The 25,841-nt window shown below is 49.4% G+C and carries 16 protein-coding genes and 2 tRNA genes; 4 read left to right on the top strand and 14 right to left on the bottom strand.

All coding sequences use genetic code 11. The features are described from left to right. The first annotated feature begins 135 nt into the window (after nucleotides 1-135). The gene (locus VN379_RS04120) at nucleotides 136-408 is read left to right on the top strand and encodes an alpha/beta-type small acid-soluble spore protein (protein WP_325531076.1); all 273 of its coding nucleotides are present in this window, start codon (nucleotides 136-138) and stop codon (nucleotides 406-408) included. A gap of 61 nt (nucleotides 409-469) precedes the next feature. Here VN379_RS04120 and polX read toward each other — a convergent pair whose 3' ends face one another. From polX to VN379_RS04100, 4 genes are all read right to left on the bottom strand, one after another. Next, entirely contained in the window at nucleotides 470-2,191 is a 1,722-nt protein-coding gene (gene polX, locus VN379_RS04115) for a DNA polymerase/3'-5' exonuclease PolX (protein WP_325531074.1), read from the bottom strand. A 15-nt stretch (nucleotides 2,192-2,206) separates the two neighbouring features. Further along, nucleotides 2,207-4,189, bottom strand: a complete 1,983-nt coding sequence (locus VN379_RS04110; protein WP_325531072.1) for a penicillin-binding protein — start codon at nucleotides 4,187-4,189, stop codon at nucleotides 2,207-2,209. A gap of 117 nt (nucleotides 4,190-4,306) precedes the next feature. After that, entirely contained in the window at nucleotides 4,307-5,002 is a 696-nt protein-coding gene (locus VN379_RS04105; RefSeq protein ID WP_325531070.1) for a TerC family protein, read from the bottom strand. 447 nt (nucleotides 5,003-5,449) lie between these two features. Then, entirely contained in the window at nucleotides 5,450-5,677 is a 228-nt protein-coding gene (locus VN379_RS04100; protein WP_325531068.1) for a hypothetical protein, read from the bottom strand. 152 nt (nucleotides 5,678-5,829) lie between these two features. Here VN379_RS04100 and VN379_RS04095 point away from each other — a divergent pair, with 152 nt between their 5' ends. Continuing rightward, a complete protein-coding gene (locus VN379_RS04095) occupies nucleotides 5,830-6,558 on the top strand; it encodes an alpha/beta hydrolase (RefSeq protein ID WP_325531066.1) in 729 nt (242 codons plus the stop codon). 64 nt (nucleotides 6,559-6,622) lie between these two features. Here the strand turns inward: VN379_RS04095 and VN379_RS04090 are convergent, their stop codons facing one another. The 3 genes from VN379_RS04090 to VN379_RS04080 all read right to left on the bottom strand — a co-directional run bounded on the left by VN379_RS04090 (nucleotide 6,623) and on the right by VN379_RS04080 (nucleotide 9,784). Continuing rightward, the gene (locus tag VN379_RS04090; RefSeq protein ID WP_325531064.1) at nucleotides 6,623-9,268 is read right to left on the bottom strand and encodes a phosphoenolpyruvate synthase; all 2,646 of its coding nucleotides are present in this window, start codon (nucleotides 9,266-9,268) and stop codon (nucleotides 6,623-6,625) included. 275 nt (nucleotides 9,269-9,543) lie between these two features. Continuing rightward, a tRNA-Ser gene (locus tag VN379_RS04085) sits at nucleotides 9,544-9,634 on the bottom strand. A 61-nt stretch (nucleotides 9,635-9,695) separates the two neighbouring features. Continuing rightward, nucleotides 9,696-9,784, bottom strand: a tRNA-Ser gene (locus VN379_RS04080). Between the two features lie 632 nt (nucleotides 9,785-10,416). Here VN379_RS04080 and VN379_RS04075 point away from each other — a divergent pair. Both VN379_RS04075 and VN379_RS04070 read left to right on the top strand, forming a co-directional pair. Further along, nucleotides 10,417-11,364, top strand: a complete 948-nt coding sequence (locus tag VN379_RS04075; RefSeq protein WP_325531062.1) for a magnesium transporter CorA family protein — start codon at nucleotides 10,417-10,419, stop codon at nucleotides 11,362-11,364. Between the two features lie 304 nt (nucleotides 11,365-11,668). Next, nucleotides 11,669-12,556, top strand: a complete 888-nt coding sequence (locus tag VN379_RS04070; protein WP_325531060.1) for an LPP20 family lipoprotein — start codon at nucleotides 11,669-11,671, stop codon at nucleotides 12,554-12,556. Nucleotides 12,557-12,619: 63 nt separating this feature from the next. Here VN379_RS04070 and addA read toward each other — a convergent pair whose 3' ends face one another. The 7 genes from addA to VN379_RS04035 all read right to left on the bottom strand — a co-directional run bounded on the left by addA (nucleotide 12,620) and on the right by VN379_RS04035 (nucleotide 25,610). Further along, nucleotides 12,620-16,372 (bottom strand): helicase-exonuclease AddAB subunit AddA, encoded by a 3,753-nt coding sequence (addA, locus tag VN379_RS04065; protein WP_325531058.1) that lies wholly within the window; start codon nucleotides 16,370-16,372, stop codon nucleotides 12,620-12,622. Next, complete coding sequence (gene addB / locus VN379_RS04060; RefSeq protein ID WP_325531056.1) at nucleotides 16,372-19,854, bottom strand: helicase-exonuclease AddAB subunit AddB; 3,483 nt, start codon at nucleotides 19,852-19,854, stop codon at nucleotides 16,372-16,374. The genes addA and addB overlap by 1 nt, the downstream gene beginning before the upstream one ends. Then, nucleotides 19,851-21,449 carry a diguanylate cyclase domain-containing protein gene (locus VN379_RS04055; protein WP_325531054.1) on the bottom strand — a complete coding sequence of 533 codons (1,599 nt, stop codon included), beginning with the start codon at nucleotides 21,447-21,449 and terminating at the stop codon, nucleotides 19,851-19,853. Before VN379_RS04055 ends, addB begins: the two co-directional genes overlap by 4 nt. Before the next feature lie 98 nt (nucleotides 21,450-21,547). Next, complete coding sequence (locus VN379_RS04050) at nucleotides 21,548-22,690, bottom strand: iron-containing alcohol dehydrogenase (protein WP_325531052.1); 1,143 nt, start codon at nucleotides 22,688-22,690, stop codon at nucleotides 21,548-21,550. A gap of 184 nt (nucleotides 22,691-22,874) precedes the next feature. Continuing rightward, nucleotides 22,875-23,654, bottom strand: a complete 780-nt coding sequence (locus VN379_RS04045) for a basic amino acid ABC transporter substrate-binding protein (RefSeq protein WP_325531050.1) — start codon at nucleotides 23,652-23,654, stop codon at nucleotides 22,875-22,877. 197 nt (nucleotides 23,655-23,851) lie between these two features. Further along, on the bottom strand, nucleotides 23,852-24,358 hold the full coding sequence (locus VN379_RS04040) for a mismatch-specific DNA-glycosylase (protein ID WP_325531048.1): 507 nt from the start codon (nucleotides 24,356-24,358) through the stop codon (nucleotides 23,852-23,854). A 31-nt stretch (nucleotides 24,359-24,389) separates the two neighbouring features. Next, nucleotides 24,390-25,610 carry a metallophosphoesterase gene (locus VN379_RS04035; RefSeq protein WP_325531046.1) on the bottom strand — a complete coding sequence of 407 codons (1,221 nt, stop codon included), beginning with the start codon at nucleotides 25,608-25,610 and terminating at the stop codon, nucleotides 24,390-24,392. Between the last annotated feature and the right edge of the window lie 231 nt (nucleotides 25,611-25,841).

Raw genomic sequence — 25,841 nt, 5'->3', positions numbered from 1 at the left:
TTGTACTATTTTTTTACAAGATAGCGCTCAATCAGCGCTGGCAACATTTTACTTAATTAACATAATATTTTTTGGATAACGATTAGTTTAGTCGTAAATACTAGGTTTAGACAAATTTCAGGAGGTGCTTATTACATGTCTAGAAGCAAAAAACCAGTTAATCCCGGCTCTGAAAACGCCCTTGATCAAATGAAAATGGAAGTTGCTAATGAATTGGGTATAAGCGAACGCGTTCGCAGCCAAGGTTGGAGTACTATGACATCGGCCGATTGCGGTCGGGTTGGCGGTCACATGGTTCGCCGCATGATCGAGCAATATGAATCATCGTTGGGCGGCCAAAGCTCAACTTCCACCACCAGCACAACTGGCACCATGACTTCACAATATGATATCAACAGCAGCAACTAAATCAATTAACATAAGAGGTGGCCTATAGCCACCTCTTATGTTTTTTTATACACAGCCAGGGCTATTGGCGCTTGCGCTGCAACACCCCTAATACTTGAGGAAAGGGATAGCTATTAACGATATCGCCGGCCGTCAGTCCCGCTTTGCGGGCTAACGCCAAGCCATAGCGCATATGCTCAAATTCACTTACAGCATGTGCATCCGGATTAATAGCAAATAGAATCCCTTGTTCTTTAGCAATTCGACACCAGCGCCAATCAAGATCAAGCCGGTAAGGACTGGCATTAATCTCAATAATTGTTCCACTTTGGGCAGCAGCCTGGATAACCTCGGTTAAATTAACCGCATACCCTTTTCGGCCCAACAGCAGCCGCCCGGTTGGGTGCCCCAGCATAGTTACATAACGATTTTGCACAGCCCTCACAATACGGCGAGTCATGTCAGTTTCACTCTGACGGAAAACCGAATGGACTGATGCCACCACAAAATCAAAACTTGCCAATACCTCATCCGGATAATCAAGCGAGCCATCAGGTAATATATCGCTTTCAATCCCCGTCAAAATAGTAAACCCAGGCTGTGCTGCATTCAGTTTTTCAATCTCCCGCCGCTGTGCCATAACAGTTTCAGTTCTGAGGCCTCTGGCATAAACCGCCGTCTGGCTATGATCAGCAACGCCCAAATACTGCCAGCCGCGTTGCCTGGCGGCGGCAGCCATATCAACAAGGCTACCCGCCCCGTCAGAATAAGTGGTATGGACGTGGAAAACGCCCCGAATATCTGACGCAGCCACCAGCACGTCTGTGTCTGTCCCTACCGGCTTAAGTTCATCCTCATCTTCTCTACACTCAGGCTCAGCATAGCGCAGCTTTAACAGGGAGTAAAGACTGCGTTCATCCTGCACTGCAACCCGATCGCCGGCCTCTGTTGTAACACCTGCAGCGTTAAATATCAATCCCTGCCGTGTAGCCTGCTCTGCCAGCTTAGCGACATAACCGCTGCTGCCTGTATAATAAGCTAACGCTGTCCAGTAATCATCAGTTCCAACAATATAAACTGTACAAATAAGGCCATTTAACAGCCTAATTGTAATTTTATTTGCCTCACGGCTAACCACATGGTCGATTCCCTGCAGCTCCATTAAACCGTCAACCAGATTATCCGGCGACGAACTGGCAGCTACAACCTCGATACCCCTGACAACCTCAAGGCCGCGGCGGATGCAGCCGGCAATGGCAGCTTGCACTACTCCCGGCTGAAGTTTAATATATTCAACAATCAAATCGGCTACCGGCCATGCATCACCAAGGATAAATTGCCCCTGAGATTTTTTCATATCTTCAATCCCCTGCAGAATCCTTTCCTGGGTTTTGCCACCAAAACCTGATAAAGATACCAGCCTGTTTTCCCGGCAGGCATACTCAAGCTCGCCCAGAGACTGGACCCCAAGTTGTGCATGTAATGCCAACGCCTTCTTTGGTCCCAGGCCGGGAAGCTTTATCAGTTCAAATAGCACAGGTGGTAAACTACTCTTAAGCTCTTCATAATAGGTTATCCGGCCTGTAGCAATGTATTCGCGAATCTTTTCCCCAAGCACCGGACCAATTCCTTTAGTGCCTGCTAACCTGGCTGCAACCCCCGGATCGGTCAGGCTGCCGTCAAGTTGTTCAATGGTACGCGCCGCATTCTGATAAGCGCGTATCTTGAACGTATTTTCACCGCTTAGCTCCAGCAGCAGGGCCATTTCAGCAAGCAGCTGGGCTAATTCGATTTTGTCTAACATATGCAGCCACCTGCCTTATCTTGGTTCAAAGTAGACAATAATCTCCGCCCCCGGTTTGACAGCTGTATAGGGGGCTATATTTTGTTTCACCGCTGAGCCTGTCCCCACTGGCACAAAAGTCAACCCCAGACTATGGAGATCTTCACCGACTTCCCTGATGCTTTTACCGCTTAACACCGGTACCAATACATGTCCGGGCGGCGGTGGTGCTGAAGGTCCATCCGCAATCGGAACAGAGTAAGGTAACTCAGCGCTTTTTACTACCGGATTATCCGGCGGTAGCAGCGGATTACCCTCATGAGGTCTAATACTCAAGTAACGCATTACCTGCGACATAATATCACTAAACACCGGCGCCGCAATCTCACCGCCATAATAAATACCAGCAGGATCGTCGAGAACGACAAGAGCCGCTACTTGCGGGTCTTCAACAGGGCCATAGCCACCAAAGGAAGCTATATACCGGCCAGACAGGTAGCCGTTTCCATCTGGTTTTAGTTTTTCGGCGGTTCCTGTTTTTCCTGCAAAACGATAGCCTTTAACAGCTGCTTTTTTTCCACCGCCTTCACTGACAACCTTTTCCAGCATGCTGGTTAATGTCCGCGCAGTTGCCGGGCTAATGGCCTGCCTGACAGCTATCGGTTCAAATGCTTCTGCCAGTGTGCCGTCATCGTTGCGGTACTCTCTGATAATCCGGGGCTTCAACAACACCCCATCATTGGCAATAGCTGCTATTGCAGCCGTCAGTTGAATGGGAGTAACCGCAATACTCTGTCCGATAGACATAGTGGCAGTGTCACTGTCACGCATTTCTTTAGGATCAAACATCAAGCCTGCTTCCTCACCCGGTAATTCGATACCTGATACTTTACCAAACCCAAAACCCCGGACATAGCTTGTCAATTTAGCAGCACCCACCCGCATACCGATCTGCACAAAACCGGTATTAATCGAGTTCTTGATGATATCGATAAAAGATACATCTCCGTAGCTTTCATCACTCCAGTTTTTTATCCGCCGCCCGGAGATTTCAACAAAGCCTTTATCAATAAAACGCTCATCCGGCCGCACTTTCCCATCCTCAAGCGCAGCTGCCGCAATAACAGACTTAAAGGTTGAACCAGGCTCATAGACAATAGAAACTGCCCGGTTTTTCCATTGTTCAGAGCTATAACGCTCAAACTGGTTAGGGTTATAGGTCGGCCTACTGGCCATCGCCAGAATCTCACCTGTCTTAGGCTGCATAATGATTACGGTAGCGGCCTGCGCGCCGGTCTCAGCCATAGCCTTATCAAGTGCCCGCTCCACAATATACTGAATCGTGCTGTCGATGGTTAGATACACCGATTTGCCTTGTTTCTCGGGAATAAATGAAAATATTGACTTAAAAATCGGCGTACCATGACTGTCGGTGTCTATGACCTGCTTGAGCTCCCGTCCTTTGATCGTCTTATCAAGCGTCATCTCGATCCCTTCAAGGCCAATATCATCAGTACCGACAAACCCTAATACCTGTGCCGCCAAACTGTCATTGGGATAATAACGTTTGCTCTCCTCAACAAAGCCAAGACCAGTAAGGCCGTGTTCTTTAATAAGCAAGGTCACAGCCTTAGTCTGCTCCGGTTCAAGGGTCCGCTTTATCCATACAAAGCTTGCTCCTGTCATCAGACGCTCTTTAATCCCCTCCGGGCTTATACCTAAAACAGAGCCCAGAAGATCGGCCAGCACAGAGGCATCCTTTATCTCTCTTGGATTGGCATACAGCGATTTTGTCATACTGCTAACAGCCAGTTCCCGCCCAGTACGATCATAGATTGTCCCGCGCGGCGACTGCATGACCCGGCTTTCTCTAAGCTGGTCCCGCACCTTAGCACTAAGCAGCTGCCCCTCGCCAAACTGAATCCAGGCAATTCGGCCAGCCAAACCAACCAGTGCCACTATGGTTAAAAACAGAAATAAAGCCAAGCGTTTTTGAATATATGTAGGCATTGCCGCCATAATAGTCAACCCTTCCTAAACTGCAAATTCACTATAAATATTCGCTATACCATAGCGATTACCTGCACAAAAAAGACATCACTCTAAAAGCGATGCCTTTTATATTACTTATTTAATTTATTGCTGCGTTGAATGGCTTGCTTTTGCACCACTGTCGGCACCTTGTTCCTGGTGACTTTTCTTCCACCAGACACTTACCACCAGCACGCCAATGGTGATGGCTGCAGGGACCAGCCACTCAGGAAAAACACCATGAATGACAGGGCCGATTTTATGGTCACTGATCATCATTTCACCGGCTGTCCAGGCAATTAAAGCAGCACCGGCGTATACAACGATGGGATATTTATCCATAATTTTAATAATAAGTTGACTGCCGAAGATAATAAGGGGAATACTGAGGGCAAGGCCTAAGGCCAGCAGCATGTAATCACCTTTAGCCACAGCAGCAATTGCCAAAGTATTGTCAAGACTCATTACCAGATCGGCGACAATAATTGTCTTGATCGCCGCCATAAAGGAACCGCTGGCTTCGACATTTTCCTCACACTTATCCTCCATCAGCAATTTAGCTGCAATCCAGATAAGGAGTAGTCCGCCGATAAACTGCACATAGGGTATTTGCAAGAGTACAACCGCTACAAGTGTTAAAATAACTCGCAGCCCTATTGCTCCGGCGCTACCCCACAGGATGGCCATCTTCTGCTGCTTCGGGGGCAAACAACGGCTGGCCATAGCAATGACCACAGCATTGTCGCCGCTAAGCACGATGTTCACCATCATGATACTAGCTAGCGCTAACAAAAACTCCATTTACTGCACTCCTCTATTGTAAATTTAGATTAAATTCAATGCACAACCAGTGCATAGCAACCGATTCCACCTCCCTATATCAAGTTTTAGTATCAGATATTAAAGGTGTGAATAGAATCTATTTTATCAAGGTATCCACAATTGTGCAAGTCCCTAAATCACAAAATATTGTATACATCACATATCCTGCCTTATCCTTATTGTTCCTCAATTTCCATATATACCTAACTCAGAGAATAAATGAATATTCTAAAGAAAAAAAACAGGCATAGCAGCCTGTCCTTATACCTGTTTTGATGTATAATTATTCACGAGGTTAACCCCATATATTAGTACCTATTTCTATAATCAATTCCTACTACCAATGTTCCCCCTCAGCTTACATGTTTATTGTTTGTCTTCTGTAAAACGTCACATGTTCTTTTGGAGCAGGCTCTTTGCATTGGGTTAGTCTATTTCTGGCGCGTCCTGATATCCATATTGATTTTCAACTGTATTCAGCTCAGCTCCGGCAGCAATCTGATTACTTAAACCGTCAAACTCTGCAGCAGTCATGATTCTCGCAGCTGCCAGCGTACCTTTCAACTCATCCAGACTCAATCGGTGCCACTGCTCATACTGGTGGCTGTCAATCAGAAAATTGCTTATCAGATAACCTAATATCATTTCAGGCATTTTACTCCTCCTTAGCTCCGCCCACTACTGGTTGATACGTTGTCGGCCACACATTTTGTTTCTCCTTGGAATTGATTTGTACCACATTGATTAGTATAACCAACCGCTTACAACACTTTCGGCGAGAATAAGATTTCTGTGAGGTATATTTTATGAAAACCATTATGATTCCCACAGGTAAAAATACTGTATCCGGCGTTATTCATCCAGCCGCCAGGTCTGCGAAGACGACATTAATCATCTCCCATGGCTTCCGGGGTACTAAAGATGGCGGCGGCCAGGCAGTTTTGCTTGCCGAAACCCTTGCCACCGCCGGCGTAAATGTGATTCGTTTTGACTTTACCCCACTTCAAAACCTATCTTGCCAGATGGCGGAGTTAAATGACGTTATTGAGTATTCCCGCCAGAATGTCGACAGTCAAACCGTATTGCTCGGCCGGAGCATGGGCGGCAGCGCCTCGCTAGCCGTGGCTGCAGCAGATCAAAAAATAAGCGGCCTTATCCTTTGGGCGACCCCTTGGGACTTAGTGTCTACCTTTCAGCAGGCCTTAGGCTGCCATTATGAGCAACTGCTGGCAGGCAAAAACCTGAATCTAACCGATGCGTATGGCAACCTGTTCCTTACCCCTGATTTTATTCGCGATTTTCAGAACCATGACTTATTAGCCTCTGTTAAGCGGCTTGCCCGCACCTCACTCCTTGTACTGCACGGCACCGCAGATATTATTGTCCCTGTCGGCCAGGCTCATACGATCTACAATCTGGCGACAGGCTCTAAAGAATTAATGCTTTATCAGGGTGGTGACCACCATTTATCAGATCACGCTTCGCAGGCTAACGCAGCTATTGTGTCCTGGTTGCGAAAAGAAGCCTTCCTATAATATTTGCCGCCAATCGAGTTTGCAACCCAGCAAAAAGTGACTCAGGAGAACCGTCCCCTTGAGTCTATAGGAATTCTACGAAACCTTGTGTGCCGTTTACCCGGATCTTTTGTCCATCCTGAATTTTTTGGGTTGCGTTATCGACGCCTACCACGGCCGGAATTCCATATTCCCGGGCCACCACTGCACCATGGGTCATCAGCCCGCCAACCTCGGTCACCAATCCGGCCGCAAGCGGAAATAACGGTGTCCAGCCGGGGTCAGTGTATGGTGCCACAAGTATGTCCCCCTTATCCATTTTAGCCTCTTCCAGCTTCAGGATAACCCGGGCACGGCCTTCAGCCGTTCCAGCCGACACAGGGCTGCCGGCCAGAGCCCCGGGCGGTACATGTGCCCCCGGCTTAGCGGTAATGATTTCACCCTCACTGGTGATGACACGAGGGGGGGTAAGTTTCGCATCGTTGGCAAATTTCTCTTTACGCCTGCTGATAACAGTTTTGTCAGCCTGCCTGGTTGCAATTATTTCCTTAATTTCCTGCAGTGAAAACCAATACGCATCTTCCGGGCGCTTAAGGATTCCGTCCGCAACCAGCAAAGCCGCCTCCTGCAAAATGGCCTGTTTGATCATATCCAGATTCTGGACAATAAAAAATTTAGGGTGTTCTCTAAGTCCGATAAAAGCACGATGAACCTTAACCAATCGCTGCATGCGCCTGGCCTTAAAAAAGCCCCCTGGTGTTGTCCGCAGGCGTTCCAATAATCTGTGTGTGGCAAGCTCGGCTTCTTTTTTGCCTTCCAGGAAATCAACGCGGTGCTGACCGGGCTTTATGCCTTTAATCTGGCTCAAAATAGCAGGAACCAAGTGGGTCGGAACTTCCCGCCACCGTGGCCGGGTTACGTCGATTTCACCAGTCCCCCGCATACCATACTGTTGGAAAAAATTTAAAAAAACAGGCAAAACAGCTGCACCACCGGGAACAGCCAGCAAACCGTCAAAAAACGAATCGTCAGACGCATGCCTGAGATACTCAATGACCGCCGGATACTGACGGGCAGCATCTGCCACATCCCCCAGCGCCAAACCCATTTCGGTGGTTACATTGCCGGCAGGGGATTTACTGATAGTACCCAGCTCAGCCGCATCACCCAACCACTTCTTGGCCAGGCCCTCAATCAGTTTATAAGTAATCAACGCGGCCCCCAGATAGGGAGCTGCCTCAGGTAGAACCGTCGGTACTAATGCAGGCAGTATTTTCTGCACCTGTTCGATACGCTCCACCCCAGATACTGCCTGTAATTTTTCTCTATTCTCTTTGCTTTGGCCATTGAGAAAATTGGTTATCTCCTCAATAGCCTCCTCATTATCACGATATAAGATATTTCTGAACACCGCATAGGCTGTGGGGAAGGCCTTGGTAATCAAAGCCAGCTCCACTTTTTTGCCGGAATGTATCGCCGGTTGGAATTCAGCTCTGCCGATAAAGTCCTGCACAGCCCGGCCAATCATTTCGTCAATATTAAACAGTAGCTCGGGCAGCCGTTTTCTTACCTGGGGGTAACCCAATAGATAAGTCAAATCCAGATACAGCCTCCCACCGACTTCCTGCAGGTAATTGCTCTCCTCCTGAGGCAAACTTTTCCCAATCGGCACCAGGGTTCTCAGCACCGATATCCCCAGAGGCTTCATGGCCTCAGTCATCATCTGCTGATGACCGATGGACACGAACAGGTGCGGTTTATCTTCAGCTACACAGGGCGCAGGGTAAAGAGTGGTAATTGGCCGGCTCTGCAAAATAAATATGTCATGATCTGCAATCCCCCACTCAATATCCTGAGGACTGCCAAAGTGCGCTTCAATGCTTCGTCCCATCCGGGCCAGCCGGACCGCATCCGCCGCTGATAGGGCCGGGATAAGCTGTTGCTCACAGGCAATTTCAGTTTTAACAGTTCCACCATTAGGCTTAGCGTAAATAGCAATTTCTTTTTTAGCAATTCGCTGTTTAATCAATACATCAGATTTTACCTGGTATAAATCAGCCGAAACAATCCCAGATACCAGTGCCTCCCCAAGTCCAAAACTCGCATCAATAGCTACGATTTTCCGGTTGCCGCTGACTGGGTCGGCAGTGAACATGATCCCCGAAACCTCCGGAAAAACCATCTGCTGTACAACGACAGACAGTAGGACCTTATCATGTTCAAAGCCATTTTTCTGTCGGTAAACGATAGCCCTGTCGGTAAACAGCGATGCCCAGCATTTCCGGATACAGTCGAGAATCTCCTGTTCTCCCTTAACATTCAGAAAGGTGTCCTGCTGTCCGGCAAAAGATGCCCCCGGCAGGTCTTCAGCGGTCGCGCTGGAACGGACAGCGTATGCATGCTGACTGCCAACCTCTTGCCAGGCACAGATAATTGCCTGTTGGATCTGTTCTGGAATGGTCAGCGTTTCAAGATGGGCCCTGATGCTCTGTCCTGTTATCTTAAGATCTTCCAGTGATTCAAGGCTGCTTAATGCCAGCCGCTTGACCAACACGGCAATCTCTTGACTTGTATTTATGAAATCACTATAAGCTTTGGTCGAAACACAAAAACCCCCCGGCACCTTAATCCCGGGAATTTGGCATAACTCACCCAGGTTTGCCCCTTTGCCGCCTACACTAGACAGACTTGATTTGTTGATTTCAGAGAAGTATAATATATAGCGATTCAATCTGCTTCACCCGTTTCATGTATTTTTCGACATTTAGTCCAAGCAGGTTAGCACCTAACACACACAGCCTTTCATTAACTGATAGTATATCCCCTTTAATGGCACTTAGACCAACAAGACAATTGCAATGTTTCCAGGCTAGAGTGGTCAGAGCAAAAAAACAGGCTTATCATGACGATACCCTGTTTTTCCATCGTTGCTCTAGCATTAAACTTGTAATACAATACAAAAACGGCTACCGGTTTTATCAACCAATAGCCGCAAATGTTTAATTGTGGCGGAGTGGCAGGGATTTGAACCCTGGCAGGCCTCACGACCTCTAACGATTTAGCAAACCGTCCTCTTCAGCCACTTGAGTACCACTCCGTGTAGTGAATTATACAAGATATTATATCAGCCGCAATGAACCACGTCAACTGATAGTTAATGGCGGAGGGGGTGGGATTCGAACCCACGGTCCCTTGCGGGATCACTGGTTTTCAAGACCAGCTCCATAAACCGCTCGGACACCCCTCCATATCGGACACATATAGTATTATAGCAAACAGCAATCAGACTTGTCAACAAAACAGGCTATGGTAATTTCTCTCTGCTGGCAGACACACTTAGGTATGAGCAAGCCAGTCGGCAGTTTCAAGTTCCCGGACAATCTGAGGCAAGTCCCGCAGCAGTTCATCCAGTTCTTCTTCTGTCAAGATTATATCAAGCAGCGAATCATCCATCTAAATACACCTCCTTTGTCAGCATACTTAGCGCACACTCAACCGGCTAATTTAATACATTAATACATAGAACGAGAGGTTTAGTAACATTCTACCATATAGGGTTCTCAGTCTATGCTAAGATCCGGTAAAAATCAGGTTAATTTTTTACAAAAAGGTTGACTATTAACGTAAACAGAATTATATTCTTTATAGAGTTATTTAAAGATAATCAATAGAAAACTAAAAGTAGGTGAGATAGATGGACGTAGACCGACCTGGTGGGCCCATTTTGTTGTATTTAATTAAAAACAGGGGAATATTCCATTTTTCTCGCCTAAGGTTTGTCTGAGCATACAGGGTTACTCTGTTTAAATTTTACCCTCGCTCATCGGCAACTCAGGCAAGGATTTGTATTCCCCTAAATTAAAGCGAGGGGGAGCAATCATGCTAAAAATTTATCGCAGCAACTGTACGCGTCTATATGAATTGACACTTCAGACACTTGAAAAGGGTGCCTGGCTTAAACTTATAAATCCTACCCCGGAAGAACTTGAACAAGTGGCGGCAGCAACCGGCAGCCCCCTTGATTTTCTTAAAGCAGCTTTGGACGAAGAAGAACGTTCCCGTATTGAACTTGAAGAAGATTATATGCTTGTTATTACAAATATCCCTGTTACCCGCGGTCATGACAGCTATGATGCTTTGCCACTGGGCATTGTTCTGACTCCGGAATACATTATCACAATCTGTCTGGAAGCCAACGATGTATTGGCAGAATTCAATCCCGAGAATGCCCGGGTTTTTAGTACCTTTAAAAAGACCCGCTTCTTATTCCAGCTCTTGTACAAATCGGCGGCATTATATCTCAAATACTTAAAGCAGATTAATCGCCGTACCGATGAGATTGAACGGTATTTGCGGCGCTCAATGCAAAATGAGGAGATATTTCAGCTCTTAGAACTGCAAAAAGGCTTAACCTATTTTGCTGCCTCCTTACGTTCTAATGGCATAGTATTGGAAAAACTCCTCAGGCTGCGTTCCACAAGTCAGGTACAACATCTTATCAAGATCTATGAAGAGGATGAAGATCTGCTAGAGGATGTTATTATTGAAAACAAACAGGCCATTGAGATGGTTGAGATGTACAGCCGTATATTAAATGGGATGATGGATACCTTTACTTCCATTATATCCAACAATCTTAACCGGGTTATGAAATTCCTGGCTTCCATGACCATTATCCTGGCCATCCCAACTATGGTCTCCAGCTTTATGGGAATGAATGTTGATATACCAATGGGCGGACAAGGCGGCTTTACGGCCACGCTGCTATTTGCCGGAGCAGTCACTGCGCTTAGTGCTTTTGGCCTGTGGCGCAAAGGCATGTTTTAACTAAAATAAGCAGTATGCAAAAACCCGGGGAGGAAAACCCCCGGGTTTTTACTATGTAAATTCCGCTAAAATGGTTAATTTTTCATATGTATACCCTATTAGTGCAGGAAATTAGTCCTGGTAAGCGAAATAGTTAGAAATATGTAAAATAAGAGAGCAATGGTTCCCGCTGTCGAGAAAGCATATTTAGCGTTGTACTTATTGGGTTCTTTTTATTTTAAGTGGCATTAATCTGAGTATCACTGACATTTCTAACAGTGGCATTCAGTCTGTAATGAAATATTAAACTAGAGGAGGATACCCTATGTTCAAGAAATTTTTAGCCGGCCTCACCATCTGCACGCTGCTTATTACCGGATTGCCGCTGGTAGCCGGCGCAGCAACCGTAAATACCAATGTAAGCGTACCTGTTTCCACTGTTGACCAGGTAGGTGCCAACGGTTCTATCAACTGGGATGAAGGTTTTGTCGAGGCCATTGGCACCGGTGTGCCCTCAAGCATTGCCAAGTCTCCGGCCCAAGCCCGCCTAATGGCCAGACGGGCAGCAATCGTCGATGCCCAGCGCAATCTGCTGGAGAGCGTTGAGGGTGTAAAAATTACGGCTGAAACAACTGTACAAAATTTTGAAACAACAAATGATACGGTACGAACCCAGGTCACCGGTATAGTAAAAGGAGCAAGAATTGTCAATGAGCAGCAACTTCTTGATGGCACTTATCAGGTAACGATGCGCATTAACCTGTATGGCAATGGTAGTCTGGCAGAAGTAATTGTCGATGCCACAAAACCTATTACTCCTGTTCCCCTGCCGTCACCGTCACCGGCCTATTACCCGATTACATTGCCGGTATATACCGGTTTAGTTGTTGACGTAACCGGTCTTCCCCTGGAGCGGGCGATGTCCCCGGTCATCTTTGATGATACCGGCCGGGCTATCTATGGTCATATGAATATCATTCCAGAGTATGCTGTGTCGCAGGGTATGATCGATTATATGTGCACCCCGGAAGATATTAGGGCAGTTGAGCTTGGCCAGTCCCGCGCCGGTACCACCCCGATCATGGCTAAAGCGATTGGCCTTCGCGACCATAACGTAAATATTATTATTAGCCAGGCTGACGCTGACAAAATACTTGCCGCTAACGCCCAAAGCAACTTCCTGCCAAAAGCGATGGTATGTGTAAGACAATAGTGATTAATTATAAATGGGGTTGTGCCGAAAATATTTTTTCGCACAACCCCATTTGTTTTAATATTAGCCAAGTACCGCTAAGTTGACCTCTCGCCCCAATCCGAAGGCATACAGGACCTGTTCCTTAACCGGACGCCCAAGAATCTGTTCAACCGCGATGGTATACATACTAAGCTGCACTGCATATTTAGCTGCCAGTTCATCGTCTGAAACCGCCCGGTCAGTCTTGTAATCGACAAGTACCAGCCCATCGTCTTCAGCAAACAGGCAGTCAATAACCCCCTGCACGAAAATCCGTTCGCCGCAGCCATTCAGGTCAGGATAAAACTTCTCGGCAGGCAGCATCAGACTAAACGGTAGTTCCCGCCACACTTGCCGGGCCTGCCGGAGTCGCCGCCCCAGGTTTGAGGCAAAAAAAGCGGCAATACCTGTGACATCCACCGACTGAGCCTGACCGGGAAGAAGAATCTGTCTGGCCTCCAGAGCCAGTACCTGTTCAGTGATCGCGGCGGCCGTACACGGGCCGGTCAACGAGATATGCTGCATGACGGTGTGAACCATAACCCCGTATTCCACAGGTGTCAACCCTGACTTAGCCTGAAGAAACCGGGGCCGGCTATGCACAGCCGGTTGCATAAACAGGTGTTCAGCCTCTGTTTCTCCCTGTTCAATAAGCTCAAGACGGCGCTTAATTTCAGACACAGCCAGTTTGGCCGGTTTCCCGACAGCAATACTGCAGCCATACTCCCACCGCAAGATATTATCTACCCACTTGGTATCAGTGCCACCGGCAACCGGCGCTAACTGCTGCACCGCAGTAAGCAGAGTATCATCAGCCTGTTCAGACTGCTCCAATAGTTTGATATCAATAGACTGATATATCTCTACCGCCCAGGAAGAAGGGTGCTGAGCCAGTTCTGGTGCCGGCAGGTCGGAGCATTCGGCATACTGCCTGATAACCGCACCGTCAGCATGGCGTGCCACAGCCATACCAACCCAGTCCAGATAGCTTTTGGCCTTAATGACCTGGCTGGGCGGCAGCTTGGCGTCCGGTTCACCGGCACAGCGGCACCAATTAGCACATTTTTGCAGTAGTTTTTTAGTAGAGCCGACAAGTATCAGCTTTTCCCGGGCACGGGTCAGGGCAACATAGAGAATCCTGAGTTCCTCGGCTTTTGTCTCAAGCTCAATCTTGTGTTGAATCCCCCAGCGGGCCGGTGTCGGATAACGGAACCTAAGCTCCGGCAGGGTGACATACGGCCCAACCCCCAATTCTTTGTGACACAATACCAGGGCGGTGGTATCCTGCAGATTAAAGCTTTTGCCAATATCGGCAACAATGACAACAGGGAACTCAAGCCCTTTACTTTTATGAATACTCATGACCCGGACAACATCTTCGCTTTCACCCAGCGCCCGCGCAACCGATAAATCAGAGTTTTTTTCTTTTAGCCGTTCAATAAACCGCAGGAAACGGAACAACCCCCGGAAATTAGTTGCTTCATACTGCCGGGCACGATCATAGAGCGCCCGCAGGTTTGCCTGCCGCAACACCCCGCCTGGCATCCCACCCACATAATCATAGTAGCCGGTATCATGGAAAATACGCCATATTAGGTCTGCGACGCCTTTACGCCGCGCCAGACTGCGCCAGGCTGTTACCCGTTCAAGCAGCAGCAATACCTTGTCTGAGGCGGTTTCTGACGTGCTGGCGGCCATTACAGCCGCCCACAGGCTGCCCTCCGGCTTACACAGCCGCAGGTCAGCCAGTTCATCACCAGCCAAAGCTACCAATGGTGACCGGAGCACAGCCGCCAGGGGAATATCCTGGTGCGGATTATCAATCACATGCAACAGGGCCAGCATGATGGTAATCTCAGTCTCGGCAAAATAACCGGACGCAAGCTCTGCATAACAGGGAATACCGTTTTGCCGCAGCATGTCCTGCAGCGCCTGCGCCTTACCCTGTACCGACCGCAACAAGATAACGATATCCCGGTAGAGCAAGGGACGATAGCCGCCACTGTGTTTATCAAATACATGATAGCCACTAGCCATTAATTGCTGGATGCGCCGGGCAATCAGCACCGCTTCCTGTTCAAAAGAACTCAGCTCTTCTTCAGCAAGCTGGCTGGAGGTAGTCTCAGGGGCGTCACCGTTGGCCTGACTGCCTGTGTCCCCGGCTTCATCGGCTTGCTCGGCCTCGTCAGGGCCCTTATCCCGGTCAATGATCATGAGTTCCACAGGGCCGTTCAGATTAGGCAGCTCTGTCAGCGGGTAATCAGGACCAGGATTAAGCTGCTCAGCCTGGCCATAATCAAGCTCAGCCGTCCGCTTAGTCATCAACTGACAAAACAAGAAGTTGGCCGCATGGAGCACACCGGGCCGGCTGCGGAAATTCTGGCTGAGATCAATGCGTTTACAGCCAGCCGCCTCACCCTGTTGGTACCGGTGATACTTATCCATAAATAGCTCTGGTTCGGCCAGCCGGAAGCGGTAGATGCTTTGCTTAACATCCCCTACCATGAAGAGATTGGGCTGCTCATCACTGGCAACAAGGCGGATAATTTCTTCCTGTACCCTGTTGGTATCCTGATACTCGTCAACCATAATCTCCTTAAACTTGACTTTAAGCCCTTTCGCCACAACCGAGGGCCTGTAAACATCCGGAGAAGCGTCAGCGTCACGCAGCACCGCCAGACACAGGTGTTCCAGATCATTAAAGTCAACTACCCCTTTACCCTGTTTGGCAGCTGCATAACCTGCCGCAAACCGGTTAACCAGCCGGACCAGGGCAGTAACCAGTGGTGCAACCTGGCGCAAGTCGCCGATAAGTTCAGCCGGGCTGCGTTCGAAATACGCTGCTTTGGCATCTGTCACCCGCTTTTTCGCTTTGTTGCGCTGACCTTGAAAATAGTCTTTGACTTCCTTGGCAACCTCCTTGCCCACTGGCGCAATACGGGGAAAGTTGAGATCGTTTATAGCTGCCGCCAGGGCAGCCCACGATTTACCGGCAGCCAGCAGGAGGTTATCAATGATACTGATATCTTCTCCAAAGGTAGCCGTATAGGCGGCAGGATTCCCGGGGATCGCAGCCTGGGCCGCCAGTGCCGCCAGCGACTGTCTGGCCTCCTCCCAGTCCAGCATAATCTTATCCCGGACCAACGCAGACCAAGGTGTAGTATCAAAATCAGCCTCAGGCGGCAAGGCAAACGCCGTGGTTAAACCTTCCAGCCACTCCCCAGGCCAGGGATGGCTCTGTGAAAAATTGTATAGCTTGAGCACCAGCCCGGCCAGCGAATTATCACCGTCTTCATCACCATAATGGTCAATCAGTGCCAGAAACTCGGGATCAGCCTGAGCATACCCCTCCTCAAAGACACCATCAAGCACATCACTCTTAATTAATGTAATCTCAGTCTCGTTGGCAATCCGGAAATTTGGCTCAATATCCAGCAGATAAAAATACTGACGGACAAGACTTTGACAAAAAGCATGCAGGGTGGAAATGCTGGCCGAGTTTAGCAACACCAATTGGCGTTCCACATGACGCTTGAGTTCCGGGTCGGTTAATTCAGGGTTATTAAGCACCGCCGCTAAGGCCTCCCCCACCCGGCTGCGCATCTCATTGGCGGCGGGATTGGTAAAGGTAACAACAAGTATATTATCCACACTCAGGCGTTCCTGCGGGTCGATGATACGGCGGATAATCCGTTCTACAAGCACCCAGGTCTTGCCTGATCCGGCCGCTGCGGCCACTAAGAGGTTATGACCGCGCGTTTCAATCGCAGAGAGCTGCTCAGGGGAACATTGCATCACTTGCCTCCTTTCCGCTGGCGCAGTTCATTCATAATAGTCTGATCATCTAATCGGGGCAGCGCCAGATAGTCATTCTCCGGCAGATGCCGGTCAAACTGGCATACCGGCCGGAAGGCACAATACCCGCAGGGGGTAGCCTTATCCAACCGGTAGGGCCTGATTGTGGTTTCTCCGGCAAGAATCGCCTCAGCCACAGCCACCAGCTGCTCTTCAACATGCGCCAGGAGAAGGGCAAACTCTTCCTCAGTCTTGAGCTTATCCATACAGCTTTCGTAAAAACCGTTTTTGCCAAGGGCAATCCTGAAAAACTCGGACCAGCCGTTTAAGGTCCCATCCAGCAGGCCGGCCAGGTTGACATCTGCCAGCAGCCAGCCCGGCATTTTCAGTTTACTGTTAATCTCTTTTTCAATCTGCTCCGGGGTTTTCAGTGTTGAGCCTGACACCACCGGATTTTTCAAAAAATAATAAAGCACACCGGCAGGTAAACATAGATTAGCCGTCCCCTGCCTGCCGACAGCAACTAAGAGATAGGTTAATAGCTGCAACTTGAGACCATAATACACTTCAGCCAGACTAAGCCAGGCCCCGCCTGATTTATAGTCAATAACCAGTGCATACTGTTGTCCTTCATGCTCCCCGACATCCAGGCGATCAATCTGTCCGGCTACCTCCAGCGCCCCTCCGGGCAGCGGAAATGTCAGCGGTGGCAGCGCACCAGAGCCGCGGCCGAAGGATTGTTCCAAGGCCAGGGGCTTAAACTTGCTCACCTGGGCCCAGGCTACCAGCCTGCTTATTGACCGGACAGCCCGCCGGGTCAGCCTTGTTACCAAATGTTCATGCTGTTTACTGCTCAGCAATATCTCGTTTTGCAGTTTAGGCGCCAACTCAGTAACAATACCGGTACACAACTCGCTAATCTGTGTTTGTGTCACATCGCCCCAGGGTTGTCCACGTTCAGTTAGCCGATCGCCAAACTGCTTAATGACAGCATGCAAAAACTGGCCTAAATCAGGGGCTTTAAGCTGATAAACAGCCCGCTCCTTTAACCCCAGACCATATTGGGCAAAATGCTTAAACGGACAGGCCCGAAAGGATTCAAACCGGGTGACACTGCCCCGCAACACGCCATTCTTCAGATATAGCCGCCCTGATAAATTTTTCGGCAGCCGCTCAACCTGATTATGATGAAACAGGCCGGCCAGTGCCGCAGTCAGTTGTGGCCGCAGACTGGTCTCAGCCAGCGCCCAGTTATATACATCCCACCAGGCCGGACTGATGTGGCCGGTGTGCTTGTACAGCCTAAGTGCGCCGGCCAGCGCCGCCAGCGCCCGCTCAGGGCGGGCCAGATATTCAGCTTCCCGCCCTGGCGGCGGCTCAACCGGCAAAGCCCTTACCTTGGCGCCGGTGATCTCTTTTAGACGCCTCACGATCATTGACGGACCCAGGGCCTTGCCCTCAGCATCTGCCAACGGGTAACTCACCCACAACCTTCTCCCGGCCCGGGTCAAGGCAGTATAAATCAAAAACTGCTCTGCAAAGGTATCGGCTGCAGCCCCCCCGCCAAGCTCCAGACCCAGCGTAATCAACTGTGCCCGCTCACTATCTGTCAGCAGGCCTTCCTCCCGCCGCCGGCGCGGCAGCGCACCGTCACTCGCCCCCGGCACAAATGCTGCCTTTATTTTAAGCCGCCTGGTTCTCTCCAGTGCGGCAATTGTTACATAATCAAGCCCTGGTGGAATCAGGCTGAGTGTAGTGCCTTCCAGCCCTTCACTGATAATGGCGGAAAAATCTTCCAGGGTCAGCGGCTGATCCCCAAAGGTATCCACAATCTGGTCCAGCAGCTCCACCACTTTTGCCCACATCTGTCGGTGTTCACGGGCCTGCTCCAAATCACCGCCGGCCTCAGCCGCGTCTGCCCAGGACTCCAGCGTGTCAGCCACCTGTAACCCTGTCAAAAATTCATACAATGCCTGGGCCAGTTCCACCGGCGGCAGACCCTGGCGCACGGCCAACGTCAGCCGGTCGGCCAGCTTCACTAATTCCGCGGTACTTTGACTGCGAATGTGATTGACATGGACCAGATACTCCTGCTCGGCCTCACTTAGCTCATCACTGGCCCATTCGTCCTCAGCCAGCGAGTAGCGACGGCGGAAAGCCCAGGCTTCCGGGTTTGTCCACCTTGAGCCCCGAATACCAAACTCCAGGCAGTAGTTCTCTAAAATATCGACTTCATCCCGCGTAACCGGAAACAAATCGGTCTTAAGACAACGAAACACCGGCTCATAGCCCCACTTTTCCAGCACAAGCTCAATGGCTGAACGCACAAGCTCGGCCAGCGGATGGTGGACGGCCGGACGGCTGCCGTCGCTGAAAAACGGGATAGTATAGTCAGCCAGTACTGTCGCCATCAGCTCGTTGTAACTGTCTGTATCACGAATCAGAACAGCCATATCCCGCCACCGTAAACCCTCTTCCCGGCTTAACCTGATCATTTCACAGGCAATGGCCTCGGCCTCAGCCCGGCGGTTAGCCGCCTCAGCCAACGTAAAACCACTCTCTTGAGCTTGCTCAAACTGAGCCCCTGCATTCCGGCTGCCAAAAAACTGCTGCTCAATGGCTGCCAGCACCGGCTTTTCAAAACGGCGTGGGATAAATAGTTCTTGCTGACTAACAGGCACCTTTAACCCTGAAGCCATCTTTTTTAATTTTGCATAGGTTTCCCATTGACGGTGAAACAGCGCCTCTTCCCGGGTATTAAGCGGGTTATCCGGCTGATCCAGACAAATAGTAACCGTAACACTTGCAGTTGCTTTCAGCAACGCCTCCAGCACCGCATACTCCTGGGGTGTAAACCAGGTAAAGCCATCTATCCACACTTCAGCCTGAGCTACAAGACCAGACTCCGGAATTTTTTCAGCTAAGAGACTTAAGTAATCCTCCGGATCAATATACCGCCCGGCCAGGAAATCTTCAAACCCCTGGTACAGCAGGGCTAAATCATGGATCTTGCCGGCCAGGGCCGGGCTGCCCAGACGCTCCTGGTCACCAGCCATAGCAGCAAGCGTTGCGGGGCCAATCCCATAGGCCTTAAATTCTTTAACCAAAGCTTCGATTGTTTCGGCAAAGCTCTTTTCCGAGGCAGCCCGGGTGAGCAGCTTCAAACTGGATTTGTGCTCCATTAACAAGCGGCTAAATACCATCCGCTTACCTAATTCGGAGATATGGGGTCTGGCATCCCCGCCTGTTTCATTCAATACCCGGTGCGCCAGCCGGCGGAACCCGAGGACATGGGCGCGAACAAACCCTGCAGCCGGACAGGCTGAGGCCAGGGCCCGTTCTACCTCATAGGTAGCCTGCTCCGGCACAATAAAAATAAGCGGCCGGCCATCAGGCGATGCGGCCAGCCGGGATAAAACCTCGTCAAAACATTGCCAGGTCTTGCCGTAGCCGGCCCGGCCCAGAATGAGTTTAAGTGTCAAACGCCATCCCCTCCTAAGCGTTTTTCTACAAGTTCACAAAATATAGCAGTAAGCTCAGGATCAAACTGGCTGCCGGCCTGCACCCTTAATTCGGCCAGGGCAGCAGCAGGATTCCGCGCTTTCCGGTATGGCCGGTCACTGGTCATGGCGTCATAAGCATCAACAATAGCCAAAATTCGGCACTCCAGCGGGATTTCCTTCCCTTTTAGGCCGATCGGGTAACCACTGCCGTTCCACCATTCATGGTGTTTTAAGATAAAATCGGAGATCGGAATAAGATCTGAAATCGACTGTGCAATCCGATAGCCAATATCGGCATGCCGCTGCACCTCCATGTGTTCTACAGAGGTCAACTGATCTGGCTTAAACAGGATGCGGTCAGGTATTCCCACTTTGCCGATATCATGGAATTGAGCAAGCAGTTTGATATCACCGGTGCGTCGTTCAGACAAATTAAGGGTTGTAGCAAGCCCTTCCACCCATTCCTGCATTCGGTCGCCATGGCCTTCTGTAATAAAATCGCGAATCTCCAGTGCTTTTAACAAAGCGTTAACGATAGCACTGCGGGTGTTGCGGCTCCGGTGGAGCTTCTCCCGGTACATATTGTCATCAGCTTCCCGGAACAGCTCATTCATTGTCACAGTGCCTGCCACATCAATGGCACTTACGGCAAAACCAAGTGACATACTCAGCGGCAACTCCAGATGCTCGGCATTGTAGGCATCTACAGCACTGCGTATCCGGGTGCAGATAGTCCCCACCCGCTTATCATCTGTGTCCGGCAATAAAATGGCGAATTCATCACCACCAATTCGCGCTACAATATCACTGGCGCGAACACTGGATTTTATGACGTCGGCAACCGCATCCAGCAACAAGTCACCCTGTTCATGTCCTAATGTATCGTTAATCAGTTTAAGCCCGTCAACATCGCACAAAATGATGGCAACAGGCCGTTTGCCAGAGCGATCAAACCGCCCCATTTCTCTTTTAAAAAAGGTTCTATTGTATAAACCGGTGAGCGCATCATGATAGCTCATATACCTAAGCTTTTTCTCAATCTTCCTGCGCTCGGCCAATTCCTGCTGCAATGCGGTATATAGTGTTGCATTGGTAAGAGCAATTGAGGCCAAATCGGCAAACCGGCTGAGCACAGCCACTTCCTCTTGCCCAAATTCCTTTGGTTCATCATAGGCCAGACCAATAATGCCCACAAGGTCACCACTTGCTTTGAGCGGCATTCCCATTACGGCACTAAGCACCTTGTATTCAGGCCCCTGTTTACGGAAGCCCCAGGAAGCATAGTCATTGACAATACAGGTTTCGCCAGTAATCATGACCTGCCCCATCACCCCATCCTCAGGAGTAATGACCAGGCCAACATACTGATTATAAAAGCCGGCAGCCACTTTTAGCCTTAGACTGCCGGAAGCCTCGTCTAGTAGCGCAATATAGCCGTTCTTAGTACCAACAAGCTCCCCGGCCCGGCACACCATATTCTCCAGCAATTGCTGAATATCAAGATGATTCATTAAGGCCATCGCCGTATCATGAAGAGCAGTAAGATAGGCGTTCAGACGGTATACATCAAGCATATATCATCCCTGCCTTTCCCAAGGTCCTGTCTTGGCGGAAATAATGCATATAAATTCGCCGCAGCTAAACAGCTTTCCTGCTGGCTATAACTGTAAAATTATAACCCGGCATATACCCGTTTAAGCACTTCGTCCATTTGCGCAGCAGTCACCGGTACAGGGTTAACCCGGGTAGACCCTTTCAGGCAGTTGGCAACTAAGCCGGTTAAACCATTATCAAAAGCACTTTGTTTAACCCCGGCTTGTTCTAGACCTGCAGGGATATTCAGGGCTCGATTCAGTTCCTTGACTGCGGCAATAAAACCACTGCTGCCATTACGCCCGATGCTCCGGGCCAATTCGTCCAACCGGGCGGCGACTACCGGGTTCCGGGCATTAAACTCCAGCGCATAAGGCAGCACAATTGCGTTTAAAAGCCCATGGCCCAGATCAAACTTACCGCCAAGAGCATGTGAAATGCCATGCGCCATCCCCAGGCCGGTGTTATCAAAGGCCATACCCGCAAGGCACTGATAATGGTGAACCTTTTCCCGGCTCTCAAGAGTCTTATCCTGATAAGACACCGGCAGCCAGGTAAACAATCCGGCTACAGCACCTTTAGCAAGCACCTCCGCAAAGTCGTCCAGGCTATCATTCATGTAACATTCGACCGCATGAGTAAGTGCATCTAAACCGGTCTCCGCTACAATATTAGCCGGCATCGTCATCGTAATATCAGCATCCAGGATGGCCCAGTCCGGAATAAAGGCCGGGGTTTTCAAACCAATCTTTAGCTCTAGCTCGCGAAAGGTAATGACCGCGGCTTTGGTCACCTCCGCCCCAGTCCCCGAAGTAGATGGAATGGCAACAAATTTCAATTTTTTCCGCAGCAGTGGCAGTTCACCTGCCTGTGCTTTAGCAAAGTCAAGTTCAGGGTAATCGTAAAACAAACCCATCACCTTAGCGGCATCAATCGGCGAACCACCCCCAACGGCGATAAGCAGGTCTGGTGCGAACTTACGCATTTGCACCAACCCGTCAAGTACAGCCTGGGTATCCGGATTTTTGCCGATACCGCCATACACACTGGAGGTGCATCCGCTGTCGGCAAGGATTTTTTCTATTTTGGCAATGACGCCGCTCTTTTGCATCGCACTGCCACCGGTTACAATGAAAGCCCGTTCGGCTTTCATTGCTTTCAGCTCAGCAATTGAGCCGCAACCGGTAATAATGGCCTGGCCACCCAACATTACTTTTTTCATGCGATCATCTCCTTCTTACTTTCAGGGCCTCACTCACGTGGGCAAACATAGTGAACTTCGCCAATATGTATATAGCCACTTGCTTCTTAATAAATAAGTATTGGACAAAAACAGGTCAATACCTGCCATAAAAATATAAAGCAGTACCAGCGCCAAGGCCTGATACTGCTTTAGTTCAACTTTATTATTGCGGCTTTTTACCAAACCACTTTTCATAGATTTTAGCATACTCGCCGTTTTGTTTAATTTCGTCCATCGCTTTGTTAATCTTCCCAGCCAGTTCAGTGTTTTTCTTGGTTACAGCCACGCCATATTCCTCTGAATTGAGCACTTCGCCCACCAGCTTAGCATCTTTGCTGCCACCCTTGGCCAGGTAATATTCGTTTACCGGCAGGTCATTGACAACAGCGTCAGCACCGCCGGCTTTTAGCTCAAGATACGCTTCTGATGCGCTGTTAAACTCACGAACCTTGGCATCCTTGATCTTTTTGGCTTCTTCAGCGCCGGTAGTACCAATTTGTACGGCAATACGCTTGCCTTCGAGATCTTTAAAGCTTTTAACGGCACTGTTATCGCCTTTTACGACAATCGATAAGCCTGACTTATAATACGGTTTAGAGAAGTTAACTTTTTTAGAGCGCTCTTCGGTAATAGTCATCGCCGACGCAATGGCATCAATCTGGCCGCTTTCCAGGGCCGGAATCAGTCCGTCAAAGGCCGTATTGACAACTTGAACCTCCATACCCATTTGTTTACCAAGGGCCTTCATCAGGTCCACATCAAAGCCTACATAATCCTTGCTCTTCTCATCCTGGAATTCAAATGGCGGGAAGGTCGCCTCGGCGCCAACTTTAAGGACTTTAGCGGCAGCTGGTTGAGCTTGCTGACTACCACCACAGCCGGCTAAACCCACTGTCATAACAAACAAGGCCAGAACGGCAAAAGCAATCCATTTTTTCGACATAATATGTAGTACACCCCTCTTATGCATAATCTATTCATAATTATACATAACTTTTTAATAGCAGCCAAGCACCACAAACTGCCGAATTTACGATAAAAGTAGGCGTTTACTCCAGCAAACGCCTACTTCAACCCTTTTACTAACATTCATGTCAAATTTCTGACACTATCGTCCTGTCAGCATGGGCATTAGCTAGCCTAGGTGGCCAGCAGGCGCGCAAGCTGCTGATAATACACCAGCTGATCAGCAAACAGGATCCGCGTCAAACCACTGGGAGACGGTACCACAAAATCGTTCACCCCAGCCACCACATGATCTGGCTGCTGCCCGCATTTTATGCTGGAACGACCGGCAAATTCCTTATATACACCCACCCCGGCAAAACAGGCGATCTGTGGTCTGTATTTCCTGAGTTTATCCTGCAGAATATCCCGCCCGTCCCGGAATTCAGCTTTAGTAATCTCGTCGGCAGCCCGGCTGGGGCGGGCTACGATGTTGGTAATACCCAGACCGACAGCCAATAATGCCTGGTCTTCCTCCGGACTGAATTGATAGGGTGTAAGTTCTGCCGCTGCTAACAGCTTCCAAAACTTATTCGAATAGCCCGCAAAGTGATGACCGGTTTCGGCAGATCTGCGGCCAGGATTAAACCCAATAAATAAGATTCTCAGGTTATAGTCAATTATGTCAGGTACTTGGTTCATAGAAACCTCTCTGCTGAAATTTTATCAGCGGTCACCCCCGCCTTAGCGTAAACAGGCTAACCTCTGCCGGACAACCAATTCTAAGCGGCATCCAATGTCCTGTGCCAACACTGACATAACCATAAGAGCCCTCTTGCTGGAACATCCCTCTCATATAGCGATACTGCACAGGCAGCAGCGAAACACCAAAAATTGATACCTGGCCGCCATGGGTATGCCCGGCTAAAGACAATGGTACCTTAGCCGCAAAAGAGTTATCAAAAAAATCCGGATGATGGGCCAGGAGGACAGTAAATGACCCTGCCGGGATGTCCCGCACCGCCTGAGCAAAAAAATCCCGCCGCTTTACTTCCAGCTCTTCTTTATTTTTCCCCCAGGGATAATCGACACCAGCCAGGTATAGACCATTGCCTACAGCCTGACTCCGGTTTTCCAGCACAGTCACCGGACTGGCATATAGCGCCTTACGAATGCGTCCGATATCCCGGAAGTATTCATGATTGCCCCAGCAATAAAAGATACCGTCAGGCATCTCCGGCTGGAAAGCAGTCAGGCGTTCCATGGTTAGTGACAACAAATCCAGGTCATCCACCAAATCACCGGTAATTGCCAACAGATGCGGCTTTTCCTGTTTAACCATCGCCAATACCCGGTCAAGCTTGGCCATGCCGAAAAACGACCCGATATGGGTATCGCTGATCTGGGCAATAGAATAGCCGTCAAGACCCGGCGGCAGGTTGGGAAAAGACAGGGTATAGCGGTTAAGAACTATATTGTTATCCCCGCCAATCACCCCATACGCAGTGACCGCCAGCGGTACCGCCGGGACCATCGCCCCTGCCCCCTGCAAGAACTGCCGGCGTGTTATGCCCCCCGGTACCGGCAATTCTTCCTGCACTGATTCTGTCTCGATTTGACCGGTTTCCGGGCGGCTAAGCCACCGTACGAGCAGCCTTACAGCATAACCAGCCAGCAGTACCACCAGCATAAATAACAAGCCAAACAGCCACACATAGGCCGCGTAACTAACATACCGGACCCCTTCGTCGGAAAAGCCGTCAGCCGGCCGCAGCCAACGGCTGCCGCTAAGCATTCCCACCGATAAGATTGTGGCCAGCCAGTAGCCATATCGAACCTTTTTACCGGCATAGAACGGATGCCATTTAGGCAAAATCCGGATCCCCAGCCAGGCTAAGCCACCAAAAAGTGCCAATACAAACAAAATTGCATATAGCGACGGACCATGCTGCATAGTAGCCTCCCTATCGACCGTGTATGTTGTAATTATCTCCGTAAAGTACCTTTAGTATAGTAGATAATAAGAAAAAATAAAAGCCTGCGTGCTTACCCCCCTCAAAAATTAACCTCCCGATACTATCCCTGACCTTCGCTAGGATAACCTGCTGTTCACTGGATCAATTAGCAAAAAAAGCAATATAAAAAAGTAAGAAACCGCTACATGAAATTAACGGTTTCTTCTAAC

Origin of the sequence: Sporomusa sp., from assembly GCF_035561255.1 — a bacterium.
In the GTDB taxonomy this organism is placed as follows: Bacteria; Bacillota; Negativicutes; order Sporomusales; family Sporomusaceae; genus Sporomusa.
This window is presented reverse-complemented; position numbering and strand designations above follow the sequence as displayed.